The sequence below is a fragment of the Aeromonas sp. 62-46 genome (assembly GCF_001898585.1).
Taxonomy (GTDB): Bacteria; Pseudomonadota; Gammaproteobacteria; order Enterobacterales; family Aeromonadaceae; genus Aeromonas; species Aeromonas caviae.
On sequence record NZ_MKUI01000018.1, the window covers coordinates 66,232 to 84,492 of the forward strand.

20 protein-coding genes are annotated in these 18,261 nt (G+C 58.9%); 14 read left to right on the forward strand and 6 right to left on the reverse strand.

The genetic code is table 11. The annotated features are described in order from the left end of the window. Nucleotides 1-20: 20 nt before the first annotated feature. Nucleotides 21-491, reverse strand: coding sequence for a transcriptional regulator ArgR (gene argR, locus BGO64_RS06345; RefSeq protein WP_005308670.1), 471 nt, complete (start codon nt 489-491; stop codon nt 21-23). Between the two features lie 200 nt (nt 492-691). Here argR and BGO64_RS06350 point away from each other — a divergent pair, with 200 nt between their 5' ends. From BGO64_RS06350 to BGO64_RS06375, 6 genes are all read left to right on the forward strand, one after another. Next, nucleotides 692-1,432, forward strand: a complete 741-nt coding sequence (locus tag BGO64_RS06350) for an ATP-binding cassette domain-containing protein (protein WP_286700353.1) — start codon at nt 692-694, stop codon at nt 1,430-1,432. A 24-nt stretch (nt 1,433-1,456) separates the two neighbouring features. Then, on the forward strand, nt 1,457-2,194 hold the full coding sequence (locus BGO64_RS06355; protein WP_286700354.1) for an arginine ABC transporter substrate-binding protein: 738 nt from the start codon (nt 1,457-1,459) through the stop codon (nt 2,192-2,194). 3 nt (nt 2,195-2,197) lie between these two features. Next, nucleotides 2,198-2,848 (forward strand): arginine ABC transporter permease ArtQ, encoded by a 651-nt coding sequence (artQ, locus tag BGO64_RS06360; protein ID WP_286700355.1) that lies wholly within the window; start codon nt 2,198-2,200, stop codon nt 2,846-2,848. 2 nt (nt 2,849-2,850) lie between these two features. Then, the gene (artM, locus tag BGO64_RS06365) at nt 2,851-3,513 is read left to right on the forward strand and encodes an arginine ABC transporter permease ArtM (protein ID WP_010673075.1); all 663 of its coding nucleotides are present in this window, start codon (nt 2,851-2,853) and stop codon (nt 3,511-3,513) included. Between the two features lie 242 nt (nt 3,514-3,755). Next, nucleotides 3,756-4,691: a malate dehydrogenase gene (gene mdh / locus BGO64_RS06370; RefSeq protein WP_010673076.1), complete on the forward strand. Its 936-nt coding sequence runs from the start codon at nt 3,756-3,758 to the stop codon at nt 4,689-4,691. A gap of 409 nt (nt 4,692-5,100) precedes the next feature. Next, entirely contained in the window at nt 5,101-5,691 is a 591-nt protein-coding gene (locus tag BGO64_RS06375) for a tetratricopeptide repeat protein (RefSeq protein WP_029313773.1), read from the forward strand. Nucleotides 5,692-5,773: 82 nt separating this feature from the next. Here BGO64_RS06375 and hmpA read toward each other — a convergent pair whose 3' ends face one another. After that, nucleotides 5,774-6,967 carry an NO-inducible flavohemoprotein gene (gene hmpA / locus BGO64_RS06380; protein ID WP_286700356.1) on the reverse strand — a complete coding sequence of 398 codons (1,194 nt, stop codon included), beginning with the start codon at nt 6,965-6,967 and terminating at the stop codon, nt 5,774-5,776. A 111-nt stretch (nt 6,968-7,078) separates the two neighbouring features. Here hmpA and BGO64_RS06385 point away from each other — a divergent pair, with 111 nt between their 5' ends. Further along, a complete protein-coding gene (locus BGO64_RS06385; RefSeq protein ID WP_286700357.1) occupies nt 7,079-7,546 on the forward strand; it encodes an Rrf2 family transcriptional regulator in 468 nt (155 codons plus the stop codon). Nucleotides 7,547-7,576: 30 nt separating this feature from the next. On the opposite strand, the gene BGO64_RS06390 is transcribed toward BGO64_RS06385, so the two are convergent. Together BGO64_RS06390 and BGO64_RS06395 are read right to left on the reverse strand one after the other, a co-directional pair. Beyond that, nucleotides 7,577-8,857 carry an HlyC/CorC family transporter gene (locus BGO64_RS06390; protein ID WP_010673081.1) on the reverse strand — a complete coding sequence of 427 codons (1,281 nt, stop codon included), beginning with the start codon at nt 8,855-8,857 and terminating at the stop codon, nt 7,577-7,579. Nucleotides 8,858-8,896: 39 nt separating this feature from the next. Next, nucleotides 8,897-9,688 (reverse strand): cytochrome C assembly family protein, encoded by a 792-nt coding sequence (locus BGO64_RS06395; protein ID WP_039040017.1) that lies wholly within the window; start codon nt 9,686-9,688, stop codon nt 8,897-8,899. Nucleotides 9,689-9,973: 285 nt separating this feature from the next. On the opposite strand from BGO64_RS06395, the gene ffh reads away from it, so the two are divergent. From ffh to rplS, 5 genes are all read left to right on the forward strand, one after another. Then, nucleotides 9,974-11,353, forward strand: coding sequence for a signal recognition particle protein (ffh, locus tag BGO64_RS06400; protein ID WP_069652212.1), 1,380 nt, complete (start codon nt 9,974-9,976; stop codon nt 11,351-11,353). Nucleotides 11,354-11,532: 179 nt separating this feature from the next. Further along, complete coding sequence (gene rpsP, locus BGO64_RS06405; protein WP_010673084.1) at nt 11,533-11,781, forward strand: 30S ribosomal protein S16; 249 nt, start codon at nt 11,533-11,535, stop codon at nt 11,779-11,781. A gap of 24 nt (nt 11,782-11,805) precedes the next feature. After that, nucleotides 11,806-12,327, forward strand: coding sequence for a ribosome maturation factor RimM (gene rimM, locus BGO64_RS06410; RefSeq protein ID WP_039039979.1), 522 nt, complete (start codon nt 11,806-11,808; stop codon nt 12,325-12,327). Nucleotides 12,328-12,361: 34 nt separating this feature from the next. Beyond that, complete coding sequence (gene trmD / locus BGO64_RS06415) at nt 12,362-13,111, forward strand: tRNA (guanosine(37)-N1)-methyltransferase TrmD (protein ID WP_010673086.1); 750 nt, start codon at nt 12,362-12,364, stop codon at nt 13,109-13,111. A gap of 32 nt (nt 13,112-13,143) precedes the next feature. Next, nucleotides 13,144-13,491 (forward strand): 50S ribosomal protein L19, encoded by a 348-nt coding sequence (gene rplS, locus BGO64_RS06420; protein ID WP_005313505.1) that lies wholly within the window; start codon nt 13,144-13,146, stop codon nt 13,489-13,491. A gap of 102 nt (nt 13,492-13,593) precedes the next feature. On the opposite strand, the gene BGO64_RS06425 is transcribed toward rplS, so the two are convergent. Continuing rightward, nucleotides 13,594-13,923 (reverse strand): isoamylase early set domain-containing protein, encoded by a 330-nt coding sequence (locus BGO64_RS06425; RefSeq protein ID WP_010673087.1) that lies wholly within the window; start codon nt 13,921-13,923, stop codon nt 13,594-13,596. Between the two features lie 83 nt (nt 13,924-14,006). After that, nucleotides 14,007-14,681, reverse strand: coding sequence for a DNA mismatch repair endonuclease MutH (mutH, locus tag BGO64_RS06430; protein ID WP_202044597.1), 675 nt, complete (start codon nt 14,679-14,681; stop codon nt 14,007-14,009). A 731-nt stretch (nt 14,682-15,412) separates the two neighbouring features. Here mutH and rppH point away from each other — a divergent pair. Then, nucleotides 15,413-15,940 (forward strand): RNA pyrophosphohydrolase, encoded by a 528-nt coding sequence (gene rppH, locus BGO64_RS06435; protein WP_010673089.1) that lies wholly within the window; start codon nt 15,413-15,415, stop codon nt 15,938-15,940. Between the two features lie 13 nt (nt 15,941-15,953). Beyond that, nucleotides 15,954-18,233, forward strand: coding sequence for a phosphoenolpyruvate--protein phosphotransferase (gene ptsP / locus BGO64_RS06440; protein WP_041214477.1), 2,280 nt, complete (start codon nt 15,954-15,956; stop codon nt 18,231-18,233). The last annotated feature ends 28 nt before the right edge of the window (nt 18,234-18,261 follow it).

An 18,261-nucleotide genomic window follows, 5' to 3' on the forward strand; every position in this document is an offset into this window, starting at 1 on the left:
GATCGCCCAAGGCGACCGGATCAGGGCGTCTGCTCGAACAGCTCGAGGGCGGAGAGGTAGAGCTCCTCGATGTCGGTATCGCTGGTCGGGGTGATGAAGATGGTGTCATCACCGGCGATGGTGCCGAGGATCCCTTCGGCCTTGCCGAGGGAGTCAAGCAGGCGGGCGATCAGCTGGGCTGCGCCGGGGCTGGTGTGGATCACCACCAGAGCGCCGTTGTGGTCGACATCCAGCACCAGGTTCTTGAGGGGGCTGGAGGTGGTGGGCACGCCCAGTTCCACCGGCAGACAGTAGACCATCTCCATCTTGGCATTGCGGGTGCGAACGGCGCCGAAGCGGCTCAGCATGCGCGAGACCTTGGACTGGTTGATGTTCTCGAAGCCCATCTCTTGCAGGGCAGTCACTATCTCTGCCTGGGAGCCGAAACGCTCCTCTTTCAGCAAGGCTTTAAAGGCCTTGGCCAGTTTTTCTTGCTTGTCGTTATGTTTCATCTTGGACTCACGAATGAGGGGAGTGACCGCCTGTCACGCTCAGGCGGCAGATACGAACAGCGCTGCTATTTTGCATTCATATGCCTGTTTTGGCAAGGAAGCGGCGCTTGTTCTGCATATTGATTCAAATATAGCTTGCATCAACTTATGCTGGCGCTAGAATCAGGACGAAATTTTGAAAACTTATTCAATTGGGCTGTATGGGTATCGAATTAATCGGCATCGAAAAATCCTGGCACAAGGTGCCGGTACTGCAGCAGGTGAGCTTTCGGACTGCTCCCGGCGAGACCTTGGTATTGCTGGGCCCGAGCGGGGCAGGCAAGAGCTCTCTGCTGCGCATGATGAACTTGCTGGACACGCCGGATGCCGGTGTGTTGCGCATCGCAGACAGTGAATTTTCTTTCCCGTCCAGCCTCTCCGCCGCCGAGTTCAACCGTCAGGCTCAGGCGCTGCGCCGCAAGGTGGGCATGGTGTTCCAGCAGTACAATCTCTGGCCCCACCTCACTGTGATGGAGAACCTGATCGAAGCCCCGGTCAAGGTGCTCGGCATGAGCCGCGAGGCGGCCATCGACAAGGGAGCCTACCTGCTGGCCCAGTTGCAGCTGGCCGACAAGCGCGATGCCTGGCCGGCACGCCTCTCCGGTGGCCAGCAGCAGCGGGTGGCCATCGCCCGTACCCTGATGATGGATCCCCAGGTGCTGCTGTTTGACGAGCCGACCGCGGCCCTGGACCCCGAAATTACCAAAGAGGTGGCGGAGATCATCCGCACCCTGAGCCAGACCGGCATCACCCAGGTGGTGGTGACCCACGAGGTGGAGTTCGCCCGCAAGGTGGCCAGTCAGGTGATCTACCTGGAGAAGGGGCGGATCATCGAATCCGGCACCGCCGCCATCTTCCAGGCCCCGCAAACCAGCCGGTTTGCCGAATTCTTGATGCATTGATATTGAGTCGATAAGGAAGCTGTCATGAAAAAGAGTCTGTTGCTGGTCGCCGCCATGGGCCTGCTGAGCACTTCTGTGCTGGCGAAAGAGATCAAGTTCGCCACCGAGGCCACCTATGCGCCGTTCGAATACCTGGACGACAAGAACGAGTTCCAGGGGTTTGACATCGATCTGGCCCGCGCCGTCTGCGCCCAGGTCAAGCTGGAGTGCAGCTTCCACAACCAGGCCTTCGACAGCCTGATCCCCAGCCTCAAGTTCCGTCGCTATGATGCCGTCATCGCCGCCATGGACGTGACGCCGGAGCGGGCCGCCCAGGTCGACTTCTCCGACATCTATTACGAGAACTCCGCGGTGTTCGTCGCCAAGAAAGAGACCTTCAAGGGGCCGGACGATCTGGTGGACAAGACAGTCGGCGTGCAGAACGGCACCTCCCACCAGTCCTATCTGGTGGACAACTGGGTGAGCAAGGGTCTGCTGACCGTGCCCTACGCCAGCTACCAGAGCGCCTTCCTCGACATGATGAACGGCCGCACCGATGGCGTGTTTGCCGATACCGCGGTGGCCGCCGACTGGCTCAAGCAGCACAAGGAATACGCCGTGGTGGGTACCCCGGTGACCGACGCCAAGTACTTCGGTACCGGTTTTGGCATCGCGGTGGCCAAGGGCAACCAGGAGCTGCTGACCCAGCTGAACAAGGGGCTGGCCGAGATCAAGGCCAACGGCACCTATCAGAAGATCTATGACAAGTACTTCGCGCAGTAAGCCATGTTGAGCCTGTTGTTGGATGCAGCCTGGATGACCCTCGGGCTGGCCCTGGCATCCCTGGTCGGGGGCATGGCGCTGGCGCTGGCGTTCAGTGCGGCTGAGTTGAGCAAGCAGCGTGCGTTGGTGTGGCCCGTGGCCACCTTGACCACCTTGATCCGTGGTCTGCCCGAGCTGCTGGTGGTGCTGTTCATCTACTTCGGCTCGACCCAGGTGCTGTTCCTCATCACCGGGGAGTATGTGGAGTTCAGCCCGTTCGCCTGCGGTGTGCTGGCGCTCTCCCTGCTGTTTGCGAGCTACGCCACCCAGACCCTGCGTGCCGCCCTCAATGCGGTGCCCGCGGGGCAGCGGCTGGCGGCGCAGGCGCTCGGCCTGGGCAAGGGGCACACCTTCTTTCGCATCGTGCTGCCCCAGGCCTGGCGTCACGCCCTGCCCGGGCTCGGCAACCAGTGGCTGGTGCTGCTGAAAGACACCGCCCTGGTCTCCCTCATCGGGGTGAACGAGATGATGCGCCAGGCGCAGATGGCGTCGGCCAGCACCTATGAACCCTTCACCTGGTACGCCGCCGCGGCCCTCATCTACCTGGCCATCAGTCTGGTGAGTGAATTTGGCTTGAAGCAGGCGGCTCGTTATACCCGCCGTTACGGAGGCTGATCATGCAGGATTACCTGATGACCCTGCTGGGAGGGCTGGCGATCACCTTGCAGCTCACCGCGTTCAGCTTGTTGCTGGGCGTGCTGATGGCGGCCGGCATGACCTGGGTGCTGGAGCGCCGCATTCCGGTGGCGACCCAGCTGGTGCAGCTCTGGGTGCTGGTCTTTACCGGTACGCCGCTGCTCATCCAGATCTTCCTCATCTACTACGGGCCTGGCCAGTTCGAGTGGCTCAAGGCGGGGCCGCTCTGGCCGCTGCTCAAGCAACCCTGGTTCTGCGCCGTGCTGGCGCTCGGTTTCAATACAGCAGCCTACTCCACCCGGCTGTTCAAGGGGGCGCTCGACGCCATCCCCGCCGGTGAGGTGGAGGCCTGCCGTGCGCTCGGCTTCTCGGCCGGACAGACCCTGTGGATGAAGACCCGCCATGCCGCCCGTCGGCTGGTCCCCGCCTATTCCAACGAGGTGATCCTGGTGCTCAAGGGGAGTTCGCTCGCCAGTACCATCACCATCATGGACATCATGGGGCTGGCCCAGCGTCTCAACGCCCAGACCTATGACACCCTGGCGGTGTTCACCGTGGCCGGAGCGCTCTATCTGACCATGAATGGATTGTTAACAATTGGTTTCCGCTGGTGTGAGCGTCGGGCACTGGCTTTCCAGTCCTGAAGCAGTCACATTTACCTCTTAATGGTGAGGGGAGCACAGGAAATCTGTGTCTTTCCTCCCATTTATCGCATATTCCTCTCCGCTTTCATCGCCGCTTGTTCCCTGGCTCACAGAACCCGTGATTACAACTGTTATCAGATTGTTTTTTAGGAGGGGATCCTTTAAGGTGAGGCGCACAATAAGAATCAGCGTTAACCCAACTAGAAACAACCTTAAACCTACGCTTAGACATGGAGTTGATCATGAAAGTTGCCGTTCTGGGTGCCGCCGGTGGCATCGGCCAAGCCCTCGCTCTGCTGTTGAAAAACCGCCTGCCTGCCGGTTCCGAACTGAGCCTGTATGACATTGCCCCGGTCACTCCGGGCGTGGCGGCGGACCTGAGCCACATCCCGACTGACGTGAAAGTAAAAGGTTTCTGCGGTGAAGATCCGAGCCCGGCTCTGGTCGGCGCCGATGTCGTGCTGATCTCTGCCGGCGTGGCGCGCAAGCCCGGCATGGACCGTTCCGACCTGTTCAACATCAACGCCGGGATCGTCAAGAACCTGGTGGAAAAGTGTGCCGCTTCCTGCCCGAAAGCACTGATCGGCATCATCACCAACCCGGTCAACACCACGGTCGCCATCGCCGCCGAAGTGCTGAAGAAAGCCGGTGTCTATGACAAACGTCGCCTGTTCGGCGTGACCACCCTGGATGTGATCCGTGGCGAGACCTTCGTGGCCGAGGCCAAGGGCCTGAACGTTGACAAGGTACGCGTCAACGTCATCGGCGGTCACAGTGGCGTGACCATTCTGCCGCTGCTCTCCCAGGTTGAAGGCGCCAGCTTCACCGCTGAGGAAGTGGCTGCCATGACCAAGCGCATCCAGAATGCCGGTACCGAAGTGGTGGAAGCCAAGGCCGGTGGCGGTTCCGCCACTCTCTCCATGGGTCAGGCAGCCTGCCGTTTCGGTCTGTCGCTCATCAAGGGTCTGCAAGGGGAAGCCAACGTCATCGAGTGTGCCTATGTGGAAGGCAACGGTGAGCACGCCACCTTCTTCGCGCAGCCGGTGCTGCTCGGCAAGAACGGTGTCGAAACCGTGCTGGACTACGGCAAGCTGAGCGCCTTCGAGCAGGAAGCGATGGACAGCATGCTGGCCACCCTGAAGGCCGACATCCAGCTGGGCGTCGACTTCGTCAAGTAAGTCTCTACGTCGACCGCAAGGGGAGCCCAGGCTCCCCTTTGTCATTTTCGGGGTTGGGTGTAGCGGGCTAATGTGGTGGGCTAAGGAGATGGCCCTGGCTGCCGATAACAGAAGGCAGCAGGAGATCCCTATGATAAAACCAAGAACCCTCATCGCCATTATCGGTGTGTGCAGCTTCCCCTTGCAGGGTGCGGAGCCCACCTCGGCCGCCGCGCCCACCCAGGCGGTGGCGGTTGCAGCCGCGCCGCCATCCGCGGCGTCTGCACCCTTGTCACCGGCCTCATCATCGGCCCAGCCAGCCCTGACGGCAGCCTCTTCTGTCGCCACGCCATCCCTCCCTGTGCCAGCAGCGCCAGCCCAGGCGCCATCCTCATCCGCACCTGTACCGTCCGCACCGGCAGCTGCGCCGCTGCCCAGGGCGACGACGCAGGCATCCGCTGCTGCAGGAGAGTTGCAGGCCGTGCCGCTTTATCGCCAGGACGAACTGCTCAACTGGATAGAGCAGGGGCGCCATCTGGCCCGGGTGAAGCAGGACAGGTGCCAGCTCACCCAGGATATCGAGGCGCGGGCCTCGGTGATGAAGATCCCTGCCTATCAGTTCCTCTGGGGGGACATGCTGGCGTGGGGGGTTTGCACCAAGCCGGATGCCCAGATCGGAGTGCAGTACATGTGGGAGGCCGCCAACCAGGGGCTGGCGCCGGCGCTGGAACAGCTTGGCCGCTATTACTGGAAGGGGATCCTGGTTCAGAAGGATCTGGTGCGGGCCGAGACCCTGATGCGGGAAGCCGCGAGCCTCGGCTTCTTACGGGCACAGATGGAGTGGGTGGAGATGTTGCTGCAGGGCATGGGGAGTCCGCTGGATTACGAGGAGGCGTATCACTGGCTGCACGGCGCCGTCATCGGTGACAAGGCCATGCACCAGAAGGCGGCGAGCCTGCTCAGCCGGCTCGGCAACCGGATGCCCGCCAATGCCATCGCTCGTGCCAAGGCGATGCACTGAGTCCTGGTAGCCCGCTTTGATATTACAAGGCCCACGAAGCAGTGCTTGTGGGCCTTGTGCATTTTCCCGGTCAGGGGAGGGATCAGAGGCCCTGATGGGGGCCGAAGACCTCGTAGTGCATCCGCTTGGCAGGCACGCCCACATTCTCCAGCTGAGCTTTGACTGCCTTCATGAACGGGACAGGGCCGCAGAAATAGTAGTGGGCGTCGGCCGGAATGAGGTCGGTGACCTGCTCCAGTGCCAGAGTGCCGCTGAAGTCGTAATCCTCTCCTTTGACATCCTGCTCCCCCGGCTCCCGATACCAGATCCGGCTCTCCAGTTTCCCGTATTGCCTGCTCTTTGCCCGGATCTCGTCCCTGAACGCGTGGTGGGCGCCATGTTCGCAGGCGTGAAGCCAGCGAATATCCACATCCGGGCCATCGGCCAGCAAGTGGTTGAGCATGCTCAGCAGGGGGGTGAGGCCGACCCCGGCGGAGATCAGCACCACAGGCGTGTCTGTCACCTCTTGCAGGAAGAAGTCGCCGGCCGGCGGCATGATGTCGACCGTGTCACCGATGTGAAGATGATCATGCAACAGGTTGGAGGCCTGACCCCTGGGTTCGCGCTTGACGCTGATGCGGTAGTCGCGGCCATTGGGGGTGTCCGAGAGGGAGTACTGGCGGATCTCCTGATGCTCGAGGGCGGGATGAACCAGCTTGATACTGAGATATTGCCCCGGTTTGAAACGCAACACGGGGTTGCCATCGAGGGGGGCCAGGACGAAAGAGGTGATGAGTTCACTCTCTTGACGCTTCTCCTTGATGATGAAAGGGCGGGTTCCCTGCCAACCACCGTCCTGGCTTGCCTTCTCCCGATAGAGCTCGCTCTCCCGGCCGATAAAGATGTCGGCCAGCACACCGTAAGCCTTGCCCCAGGCGGTAAGGACCTCCTCCGTGACAGCGTTGCCACCCATTTCTTTGAGCGTGGCCAAGAGATGACTACCCACAATGTGATATTGTTCCGGTTGGATCAGGAAACCCGTGTGTTTGTGGGCGATGCGTTCAACGGCTCCGGCCAGGGCCCCCAGATTGTCAATGTTCCTGGCATAGGCCGCCACCGCACTGAACAGTGCCAAGGGCTGTCCCCCGCTACGCTGGTGAGCCAGGTTGAAGAGATCCTTCAACTCGGGATTGTGGCTGAACATGCGCTGATAAAAGTGCCGTGTGAGGTCAGGGCCCGCCGATTCGAGCAAAGGAATGGTGCTCTTGATGACGGCGATGGTGGCTTGGTCTAACATAGGAGGTCCTTTCTAATTGAACATCTGGAATGTCACTTATTAAGTTGCATCCTAAATGTTTAATTGATCTGGATCAATCATCAATTCTTCGCGCTAGGCGCTACAGGCACTATGAGACTAACGAGCTATACCGATTTTGGATTGAGAGCCCTGCTCTATCTGGCCACCCTGCCGGAGGGGGAACTGTCGAGCGTGGCCAAGGTATCCGCCTTGTACGACGTATCCCGCAACCACATGGTGAAGGTGGTGAACCAGTTGGTAAAACTGGGCTATCTGCAGTCACAACGCGGCAAGAATGGTGGCATCCGCATGGCGCGCTCCCCCGACGAGATCAATATCGGGAAAGTGATCCGGGCGTTGGAAGGCAATCTGGACGGGATCGACTGCAGCTCCCCGGTCTGCCATATCGTCTCCGTCTGCCTGCTCAAGAGTGCCTTGAAGGAGGCGATGAACGCCTTCCTCGCGGTGATGGATGGCTATACGCTGCAGGATTTGCTGGCAAACCGTGACGAGTTGCAGCAGGTGTTCGGTGAGCTCATCCCCACTCTGGTGCTGGAGCCGGATGACGAGAGCGAGTGAAACAAAAAGGCTGCCATCGGCAGCCTTTTTTCAATCCTCGTACCCTGAATCGTCCCGGTACAGGTGCGGCATGATCCTCGCCATCTTCACCATGTTGTTCTCCACTTCGAGAATCTCGATAGGGTAGCCCGCCAGCCTGACACTGATGTTGGGTTGGGGGATCTCCTCAAGGTACTCCAGGATGGCGCCATTGAGGGTCCGTGGGCCGTCCATGGGCAGGTGCCAGTCCATCTCCTTGTTCAGCTCGCGGATGCTGGCGGAGCCTTCGACCAGGAAGGAGCCGTCCGGCTGGGGATGGATCTCGTCACTCGGGGTCGGTGTCATGGAGGTGGTGAAGTCACCGACAATCTCTTCCAGGATGTCGTCCAGGGTGATCAGCCCCTGAATATCGCCATATTCGTCGACGATAAGGCCAATTCGCTCCTTGTTGCGCTGGAACTTGGCCAACTGCACGTTGAGGGGGGTCCCCTGGGGGATGAAATAGATGGGGTCGACTTCCCGCAGCAGGCTGGACTTGCTGAACTGATCCCGGGCGACCAGTCTCAGGGCGTCCCGTGAGTGCAGGAAGCCGACGACGTCATCGATGTTGTCGCGATAGAGCAGGATCTTGGTGTGGGCGCAGTGGGCCAGCTGGCGCAGTATGATCTTCCAGTCGTCATTGATGTCGATGGCGGAGATCTCGCTGCGCGGGACCATGATGTTCTCCACCGTCATCTTGTCGAGATCCAGAATGCTTATCAGCATCTCCTGGTGGTGCTTGGGAATGAGATTGCCCGCCTCGTTGACGATGGTGCGCAGCTCTTCGGAATTGAGGGAGTCATCCTTGTTGTGCTCGAGACGCAAGAGTTTCAGCAGCAGGTTCGTGATGCTGTTGATGAGCCAGACAAGGGGGGCGAACGGCACCATCAGCCCCTTGAGGATCCAGGAGGCAGGGTAGGCTATCCGCTCGGGGAACATGGCCGCAAGTGTCTTGGGGGTGACTTCCCCGAATACCAGTACCACCAGGGTCAGCCCGAAGGTGGCAATGGCGACGCCGAGATCCCCGAACAGCCGGATGCAGACGATGGTCGCGATGGCGGAGGCCAGGATGTTGACCAGATTGTTGCCGATGAGAATGAGGCCAAGCAGGCGGTCCGGCCTGGCCAGCAGCTTCTCGACCCGGCGGGCAGCCTTGTGCTTGGTCTGGGCCAGATGCCGCAGCTTGTAGCGGTTGAGCGACATCAGACCGGTTTCGGAACTGGAGAAGAAGGCTGACAAAAGGATCAAGATAACGAGAACAATCAGCAATGTACTCGTTGAGATACTGTCCAAGAAGGGCTCCTGTAAGGATGGTTGGGGAATGTTCGTGTGTCAGCTAAGCAGCACTTCCTTGACGAAACGGCTGCCAAAATAGGCCAGTGTCAGGATGAAGCTGCCGATGAGGCTCAGCATGATGACCTTGCGGCCGCGCCAGCCACGGGTATGGTGACCCCAGAGCAGCAGAGCGTAGACGCACCAGGCCAGGATAGAGAGGATGGCCTTGTGGGACTTGCCCTGGGCAAACATGTCTTCCAGGAAGAACAGGCCGGATGCGATGGAGAGGGTCAGCAGCAGCAGACCTGCGGAAATGAGCTGAAACAGGCGTTTCTCCACCGTCATCAGGGGTGGCATGGCTGGCAGGTGGCTGATCTTTCTGGATTTCAGTTGCCTGTCCAGGCAGGCAAGCTGGAGGGCAAACAAGCAGGCGATCATCAGTACCGAATAGGCCATCAGCGCGAGGCCTATGTGCAGCAGTAACTGGGGGTGCGCTTCCAGATGGGTGATGTAGCGCCCGGGAATGAGCGCGCTGGCCGCCAGCAGCAGGGCTGAAAAACTGTAGACGACGGGCAGCAGGATCCAGCCGTTGAAGCGTCGGGTGACGCAGGTCATGAAGCAACTGATGATAAGGCTGACCAGGGACGCCACGTTCAACATGCTGAGATTCTGGCCGGAATGGGTGGCCAGCACTTCGCTGCCCACCGCCATGCCATGGGCGGTCAGGGCCAGGCCGACACAGGCGAACAGCGATACTTGCCCGACGGGCTTGGCGCTGAGCAGCAGGTGCAGCGAGGCGATGATGGCCAGCAGGTAAAACGCCAGGGCCAGAACAGAGATCACGATCATAACCAGGTCGTTGTCAAACAAGCTTTATGGATAAGAGGGGCAGTATACCTTGCACAAGATATGCTCGCCAGTTGTGCCAGAGGCTAACTGCCCACATATAAGTAGGCGTTGATGGTCACCGTGCGGCGAATAATCGTCCTCCGGCGTTGACTGGGGTATACTGCCCTCCATTTGTTGACCTGCCCGCTCGATGGCAGGCCGCCGCGGCAAGCGGCGAGTAATCGTCCCTAGAGTGCTGACCGGGGTATAATGCCCCCAGTGTCACGCCAAGAACCGGAAAGCGTCATGTTTGAGAATTTGACTGAACGACTCTCGCGCACCCTGCGCAATGTCAGCGGCCGCGGCCGCCTGACCGAAGAGAACATCAAGGATACCCTGCGCGAAGTCCGCATGGCGTTGCTCGAGGCTGACGTCGCCCTGCCGGTGGTGCGCGATTTCGTGGCGCGCGTCAAGGAACGAGCCGTGGGCCAGGAAGTGGCCAAATCCCTGAGCCCGGGCCAGGCCTTCATCAAGATCGTCCATGGCGAACTGGTCACCGTGATGGGGGAGGCCAACGAACAGCTCAACCTGGCTGCCCAGCCGCCGGCCATCATCCTGATGGCAGGTCTTCAGGGGGCCGGTAAGACCACTACGGTCGGCAAACTGGCCAAACTGCTCAAGGAGCGCAGCAAGAAGAAGGTGCTGGTGGTCAGTGCGGACGTTTACCGTCCGGCGGCGATCAAGCAGCTTGAGACCCTTGCGGGCGACATCGGTGTCGACTTCTTCCCGAGTGATGCCAGCCAGAAACCGATCGCCATTGCCACTGCCGCCATCGATCAGGCGCGCAAGAAGTTCTATGACGTGGTGATCGTCGATACTGCCGGTCGTCTGCACGTCGATGGCGAAATGATGGCGGAGATCCAGGATCTGCACGCCTCCATCAAGCCGGTCGAAACCCTGTTCGTGGTGGATGCCATGACAGGTCAGGATGCTGCCAATACCGCCAAGGCCTTCAACGAGGCGCTGCCGCTCACCGGTGTGATCCTTACCAAGGCAGACGGTGATGCCCGCGGTGGTGCCGCACTGTCGGTTCGCCATATCACCGGCAAGCCGGTCAAGTTCATCGGTATGGGTGAGAAGACTGACGCGCTGGAGCCGTTCCACCCGGATCGTCTCGCCTCCCGCATCCTCGGCATGGGGGATGTGCTCTCTCTCATCGAAGAGGTGGAGCGCAACGTCGATAAAGAGAAGGCGGCCAAGCTGGCCAGCAAGGTCAAGAGCGGCAAGGGCTTCGATCTGGAAGACTTCCGTGAGCAGCTGGCCCAGATGCGCAACATGGGTGGCATGATGGGGATGCTCGACAAGCTGCCCGGCATGTCCGGCCTGCCGGACAACATCAAGGATCAGATGGATGACAAGCTCACCGTGCGGATGGAGGCCATCATCAGCTCCATGACGCCGAAAGAGCGTGCCCATCCCGATCTCATCAAGGGCTCCCGCAAGCGCCGCATCGCTGCGGGCTCCGGCATGCAGGTCCAGGATGTGAACAAGCTGCTCAAGCAGTTCACCGAGATGCAGCGCATGATGAAGAAGATGTCCGGCAAGGGCGGCATGCGCAAGATGATGGGCCAGATGAAGAACATGCTGCCCCCCGGATTCGGTGGTGGCGGTCGCGGTCCGTTCTGATTTTCCTGCTGGTCAGGCAGAAAGGCTCACCCTGGTGAGCCTTTTTCATGCCAATCCCTGCGCAAAAAATAGCTGGCTTGGTTGCAATTATTACGAATCCAAGTAGAATTACGCGGCTTATTTTAAGCTAGGGTCTGCGTATTTGCAGGCCTTGTTCATTAGATGTTTATGAGGACGATATGGTAACCATTCGTTTACAACGTGGTGGCGCGAAAAAGCGTCCGTTCTACCAGGTAGTAGTTGCTGACAGCCGTAACGCCCGTGACGGTCGTTTTATCGAGCGCGTCGGTTTCTTCAACCCGGTTGCTGCTGGTAACGCTGAAAAGCTGAACCTGGACCTGGCTCGTATCGAGCATTGGGTTGCTACTGGTGCCGCTGTTTCTGACCGCGTTGCCAAGCTGATCAAAGACGCTGCCAAAGCTGCTTAATCAGCCAAACGGTAGGGAGTTAAGGTGGAAAAACCTGTAGTTCTGGGCACCCTGGGGACCGTTTACGGAATCAAGGGCTGGCTTAAAGTGAACTCCTTCACCGATGTTGCCGAAGCGATTTTCGATTACAACCCCTGGCTGATCAATCAGAACGGGGCGTGGCGTGAAATCCGGGTGTCATCCTGGAAGCGTCACAACAAGGGTCTGATCTGCAAACTCGATGGTATCGATGTGCGTGAGGATGCCCTGGCATTGACCAACGTCGAGATTGGCGTCCCCGCCGATCTGTTGCCTGCGTTGCCCGAAGGGGAGTTCTACTGGCGTGACCTCATTGGTTGCACCGTGGTAACCACCAAGGGATACGACCTGGGCAAGGTGACCGAATTGATGGAAACCGGCTCCAACGATGTGTTGGTGGTTGAGGCCAATGTAAAAGATGCCTTTGGTGCAAAGGAGCGGTTGATACCGTTCCTGGAAGAGCAGGTGATCAAGAATATTGATCTGACTGCTCGAACAATCGAAGTTGATTGGGATCCTGGTTTCTAGTTTCCCGCGCTAACACGGGTGCCGGAGGTTTCTTATGTGGATTGGGGTGATTAGCCTCTTCCCGGAAATGTTCCGAGCCATTACCGAGCACGGGGTAACGGGTCGGGCCGTCAAGAGTGGCCTGCTGCAGATTGAGTGCTGGAACCCTCGGGACTTCACCCACGACAAACACCGTACGGTCGATGATCGTCCTTATGGTGGTGGGCCCGGCATGTTGATGATGGTTCAGCCGTTGCGTGATGCCATTCATGCAGCCAAGCAAGCGGCGGGAGACGGGGCGAAAGTCATCTATCTCTCTCCTCAGGGGCGCAAGCTGACTCAAGCGGGCGTGACCGAGTTGGCGACGAATCAGAAACTGATTCTGGTCGCCGGTCGATACGAAGGTATCGATGAACGCGTGATACAAACCGAAGTCGACGAAGAGTGGTCTATCGGGGATTACGTGTTAAGTGGTGGCGAGTTGCCTGCCATGACCCTGATCGATGCGGTTTCGCGTCTGGTCCCGGGGGTCTTGGGTGATCAGGCCAGTGCCGAGCAGGACTCCTTCACGGATGGGCTGCTGGATCATCCCCACTATACTCGGCCGGAGGTGTTGGATGGGCTGACGGTGCCCGAGGCGCTGACAAGCGGCAATCACGAAGTGATTCGGCGCTGGCGACTCAAGCAATCGCTCGGACGAACCTGGCAGAGAAGGCCGGAACTTATTAACAACCTAGCTCTGACTGACGAGCAAGAATCACTTCTTGCCGAGTATGTCCGCGAAGTGCGTGACAGCGTTAAGTAGAGTTTTCAGTTTATCCTAGGTAAGGAAAGACAATGAGCAAGATTATTCAGCAGCTTGAACAAGAGCAACTGCGTACCGACATCCCGGCTTTTGCCCAGGGCGACACCGTACGTGTTCAAGTTCGTGTTAAAGAAGGTGGTAAAGAGCGTCTGCAGGCTTTCGAAGGCATCGTGATTGCCAAGCGTAACCGCGGTCTGCACTCTGCTTTCACCGTTCGCAAGATCTCCAACGGCGAAGGTGTTGAGCGTGTATTCCAGACTCACTCTCCGCTGATCCACAGTGTAGAACTGAAGCGTCGTGGTGATGTTCGCCGCGCCAAACTGTACTACCTGCGCAACCTGTCCGGCAAAGCTGCTCGTATCAAAGAGAAGCTCAACTAATTCGATTCGAATTGGTGTCGGTATGTCGGCGAAAAGCTCGACAGGTAGTGAAAAGGCTCGCCAATGGCGAGCCTTTTTTGTATCCGTGTGCGGGGTATTGGCTCAACCGGGCTGGCTGACCCGCACCACCGAGTTGTCACGCCCGAAGGGGCCAGGCACATAGTCGTCCGCCTCCCAGTCGTTGTCATAAAGGGTTTCACCATCGGGTTGCACTAGCTGATAGCAATACTCGAAATGGCTGGGGCCATCGGTCGGCAGGTTGAGTGTCGCCTTGAACTCCCCGTTTTTCATCCTCTTCAGTTCAATGGGCTGCCACTGGCTGAATTCACCCAGCAGCAAGACCTGCTCGGCATCACCGGCGGCCTCCTTTTCGACGGCAAAGGTCACCTTGACCTCGGGACGGGATTTGAGGAATTGCTTGTTGATCGGCATATGGACTCCTTGTCACTGGCTGCGAAGAAAGTAGCGCTGGTTATTTTTATATCACTTTATGACAAGGATGTTGATAAGCAGGATCAAAGGGGGAGGGCAAAATGGCGCTGCAGGAGCTGATGGGTGAACTCGATCTTGAGGTAGAAGCCCCGTGGTAGCGTCATGATGGGTTGGCCATTGCGGCCGATGGCGCGGGTCAGCGCTTTGCTGTTGGCCGCCTTGGGGCGCAGCTGCAATACCTGGCCGTGGCGGGCGCTGATCTGCTCCACTTCCCCCAGCACTATCATGTCCATCAGCTCTTCCCAGTCCTGGCGTAGCAGTCCTTCTTCCTCTTCATTCGGGCTCCACAGCAGCGGCATGCCGACGCGACGGTCGCCGACAGGGATGTCGCGGCTGCCTTCCACCGGGATCCAGAGCACCCGCGACAGCTTGTTGCGCACGTTCGACTCCTCCCAGCGCTGGCCGCTGACCCCGATGAGGGGGGCCACGCAGACAAAGGTGGTTTCCAGCGGGCGCCCTTGAGGATCGATGGGGATCGTCTTGAGCTCGATACCGAGATCCGGAAAATCCTGCTCGGGACGGCTACCTGCACTGGCCCCCAGCTGCCACTCGATCAACTGCCCTGTCCAGCCCTTGTCACGTCTGAGATCCTGCGGTACGGGGATGTCCGCCGTTGCGGCAAGCTGGGCCAGAGTGAAGCCAGCCATGGCGTAGGCTCGACTGAGCAGCTCTTGTTCTGACTGGGGATTGGCGGGCATGAGGGCTCCTCTGGAGATAATAGACATCGCAATACGGATTCTTGCATGGTATCGCTGATTTTGTAACCGATCCTCGCCCGACTATGCACAGGGAGACATGGATGGCAAAATTCAACATATCCAAATGATTTTAAAGGGATTTACTTTCTTTATCCAGTATATCGGCACGCCGGATCCCCGCATAAACGAGTTGTCCAAGGGTTTGTGCGAGCTGTTGCACACAGTTATCCACAGAAATCTTGGATAACTGGCGTAAAGTGGTGAAAGGAAGCGTGGCACCAGAAATAAATGTGAGAGTACGCCGATTTTCAGCGCCATTTCGGTGCAGATAATGCGCCATAACTGTGGATAAATCCGTCTTGGTGGATCTTTGAGCAGCCGAACTTGTTCACAATTGACAGGCTGGATCCTCTTAGGCAAAAGACATGGATCTTGATCCAGCAATTAAACTATAACCTTATGTATTTAAATGAATATTTTGTTTTTAAGTGAATCGGGTATGATATGCTTCCGTGCAATGCCACAGTATAAAACTACTGTATATACCTGCTTGATCACAGGTTTATGCACAGTCTGGGTGGGCAACTTGCCTAGCATGAACCTTCAATTTGTTTATAACTTTGCTTGAAATGCCAAGTTATTCATGAATGGAAGATGACAGTCCCTGTTTGCCGCCACGGGGTGAATGTGGAACAATCTCGTTATAGATTCAGCCTTTATAAGGTGATCACGTGATAGATGGTGACGGATTTCGTCCCAATGTCGGCATCGTGATCTGTAACCGTGACGGACAAGTATTGTGGGCTAAGCGCTATGGGCAGCACTCCTGGCAGTTTCCGCAGGGGGGGGTTGATGATGGTGAATCGCCGGAACAGGCCATGTATCGTGAGCTGTATGAGGAGATAGGCCTCAAGCAGGACGATGTGACCATACTGGCGACCAGTCGCAACTGGCTGAAGTATCGCTTACCCAAACGACTCGTCCGCTGGGACAGTTCACCGGTCTGTATTGGCCAGAAGCAGAAATGGTTTTTGTTGCAGCTCGATCCTGGCAAAGAGTCCAGGATCCAGTTTGGCTGTCATGGTCACCCGGAATTTGATGATTGGCGTTGGGTCAGCTTCTGGTACCCGGTTCGTCAGGTCGTCTCCTTCAAGCGGGAGGTTTACCGCCGGGTGATGAAAGAGTTTGCCCCGCTGGCCATGCCAGTCCCCGTGGTGCAGGCTAACCGAAAAGATGGGCGGCGCAACCGCTCGCGTTAAGGAGCACAACTAGTTGCTGACGGAACTCAGACGCATCGTGGAAAGCATGGCCGAGGCCAACACCCTCGAACAGGCCTTGCAAGCATTGGTGAGCCAGACCCGGCTCGCCATGACGGTGGACTGCTGCTCCGTCTATGTGGCCGAGCCCGACATGCGCCGCTATCGACTGGCTGCGACCGATGGTCTGGCCGAATCGGCCGTGGGCAAGGCCACCCTGCCGTTCGAGCAGGGTATTGTCGGCCTGGTGGGTCAGCGTGAAGAGCTGATCAACCTGGCCGATGCCCCCTCTCACCCCAGTTTCAAGTTTCTGCCCGATGTGGCGGAAGAGGCGTTTCGCTCCTTCCTCGGCGCTCCCATCATGCATCAGCGTCAGGTGGTGGGGATTCTGGTCGTGCAGCAGAAGGAGAGCCGCCTCTTCGATGAGGGGGAGGAGTCCTTCATGGTCACCCTGGCGGCTCAGCTGGCTGCCCGCATCGCCCAGGCCCAGGCCAAGGGGTGGCTGCAGAAGACCGACTGGAGCAAGCCGCTGCGCGGTATTGCCGGGGCGAGTGGCATCGCCATCGCCAAGGCCTGGGTGTGGCGTCCGCGCAAGGCGCTAAATACCATCACGCCGCGCAAGGACGAGGATCATGCCAAGCAGCTTGCCCGTCTCGAGCTGGCGGTGGAGGAAGTGCGCCATGATCTGGAGAGCCTGGCACTGCGCTTTCGCGAGAGCTACAGCCAGGACTCGGTCGCCATCTTCGACATCTATCTGCACCTGTTGAACGATCCCGGCTACATCAAGCCCATCCGCAACAAGGTCAGCAAGGAACACTGGACGGCGATCTCGGCGGTCAAACTCATCAGCGATCGGCTGATAGAGCAGTTCAAGGGGATGAAGGATCCCTATCTGCGGGAACGCTCCACCGATGTGAAAGACATCGCCCAGCGGCTCATCAGCCGGCTGGTGCAGGACGAACCCGAGCAGCTCACCATCGGCGAACCCGTGGTGCTGGTCGCCGATGAAGTGACGGCCACCATCCTTGCGGAGATCCCGAGGGAATTTCTGAGCGGTGTGGTGTCGCTCAAGGGCGGGACCAACTCCCATGCCGCCATCCTGGCCCGTGCCATGGGGGTGGCGGCCATCATGGGGGTGGATCTGCCCCTCGGTGACATCGGCGGGCGCACTCTGGTCATCGATGGCTACAGCGGCGATCTCTTCATCGAACCCAACCAGGTGATCCTGACCGAGTACCGGCAACTGCTGAGTGAGGAGCGGGCACTCGACACCCTGGTGCGTAGCGTCGACAACCAGCCCTCCGAGACCGCCGACGGCACCAAGGTCTCTCTGCTGCTCAACGCAGGGCTGAGTGCGGATACCGAGATCTCCCTCAATCATCTGGCGGACGGGGTCGGGCTCTATCGCACCGAGATCCCCTTCATGCTGCAGGACAGCTTCCCTTCGGAGTGGGAGCAGACTGCCCGCTATCGCGGGATCCTGGAAACCTATCGGGATCGCCCGGTTTGCATGCGGACTCTGGACGTGGGGGGGGACAAACAACTGCCCTATTTCCCCATCGTGGAGGAAAATCCCTTCCTTGGTTGGCGGGGGATCCGGCTCACCCTGGATCACCCCGAGCTCTTCCTGGTTCAGCTCAAGGCCATGTTGCGGGCCAGCGAAGGGCTGGACAATCTGGCCATCATGCTGCCGATGATCAGCAGCGTCAGTGAAATCAAGGCCTCCCGTCGTCTGCTGGATCAGGCGTGGCGCGAGGTGTCGGAAGAAGCGGCCAGCCGCGATGCGGTGATCCGCTACCCCAGTCTCGGGGTGATGATCGAAGTCCCCTCCGCGCTGTACATCCTGCCGGAGATGGCGCCGCTCATCGACTTCTGGTCGGTGGGCAGCAACGACCTGACCCAGTACCTGCTGGCGGTGGATCGCAACAATGCCCGTGTCGCCAGCATCTACGATGCCTTCCATCCCGCGGTGATCCGCGCTTTGCAGCTGCTGGTCGATGCCTCCCGGCGCTATCACAAGCCGGTTTCTGTCTGTGGCGAGCTGGCTGGCGATCCGGTCGGGGTGCTGCTGCTGCTGGCCATGGGCTATCGCCGTTTCAGCATGAATACCCACAACATCTCCCGCATCAAATACGTGCTGCGGCAATCCGACCTTGGCGAGTTGAAGGCGCTGATGGCGGATGGTCTCAAGCATGACAATCCTCACGTGCTGCGGGGCCTGTTTGCCCGATATCTGGAAGAGCACGGTCTGGGCGGATTGCTGCGGGCTGGGCACAAGGTCAGGCTGCCCGATTGATATTCCACCTTGTTACTGCGTAAGAATG

Excerpts from the sequence above, each read along its gene's own strand:
- artM (WP_010673075.1), top strand. The coding sequence starts at position 2,851 with ATGCAGGATTACCTGATGACCCTGCTGGGAGGGCTGGCGATCACCTTG.
- trmD (WP_010673086.1), top strand. The coding sequence starts at position 12,362 with ATGTGGATTGGGGTGATTAGCCTCTTCCCGGAAATGTTCCGAGCCATT.
- rplS (WP_005313505.1), top strand. The coding sequence starts at position 13,144 with ATGAGCAAGATTATTCAGCAGCTTGAACAAGAGCAACTGCGTACCGAC.
- rpsP (WP_010673084.1), top strand. The coding sequence starts at position 11,533 with ATGGTAACCATTCGTTTACAACGTGGTGGCGCGAAAAAGCGTCCGTTC.
- BGO64_RS06425 (WP_010673087.1), bottom strand. The coding sequence starts at position 13,923 with ATGCCGATCAACAAGCAATTCCTCAAATCCCGTCCCGAGGTCAAGGTG.
- BGO64_RS06355 (WP_286700354.1), top strand. The coding sequence starts at position 1,457 with ATGAAAAAGAGTCTGTTGCTGGTCGCCGCCATGGGCCTGCTGAGCACT.
- BGO64_RS06350 (WP_286700353.1), top strand. The coding sequence starts at position 692 with ATGGGTATCGAATTAATCGGCATCGAAAAATCCTGGCACAAGGTGCCG.
- mutH (WP_202044597.1), bottom strand. The coding sequence starts at position 14,681 with ATGCCCGCCAATCCCCAGTCAGAACAAGAGCTGCTCAGTCGAGCCTAC.
- ffh (WP_069652212.1), top strand. The coding sequence starts at position 9,974 with ATGTTTGAGAATTTGACTGAACGACTCTCGCGCACCCTGCGCAATGTC.
- BGO64_RS06395 (WP_039040017.1), bottom strand. The coding sequence starts at position 9,688 with ATGATCGTGATCTCTGTTCTGGCCCTGGCGTTTTACCTGCTGGCCATC.
- hmpA (WP_286700356.1), bottom strand. The coding sequence starts at position 6,967 with ATGTTAGACCAAGCCACCATCGCCGTCATCAAGAGCACCATTCCTTTG.
- artQ (WP_286700355.1), top strand. The coding sequence starts at position 2,198 with ATGTTGAGCCTGTTGTTGGATGCAGCCTGGATGACCCTCGGGCTGGCC.
- mdh (WP_010673076.1), top strand. The coding sequence starts at position 3,756 with ATGAAAGTTGCCGTTCTGGGTGCCGCCGGTGGCATCGGCCAAGCCCTC.
- BGO64_RS06385 (WP_286700357.1), top strand. The coding sequence starts at position 7,079 with ATGAGACTAACGAGCTATACCGATTTTGGATTGAGAGCCCTGCTCTAT.
- argR (WP_005308670.1), bottom strand. The coding sequence starts at position 491 with ATGAAACATAACGACAAGCAAGAAAAACTGGCCAAGGCCTTTAAAGCC.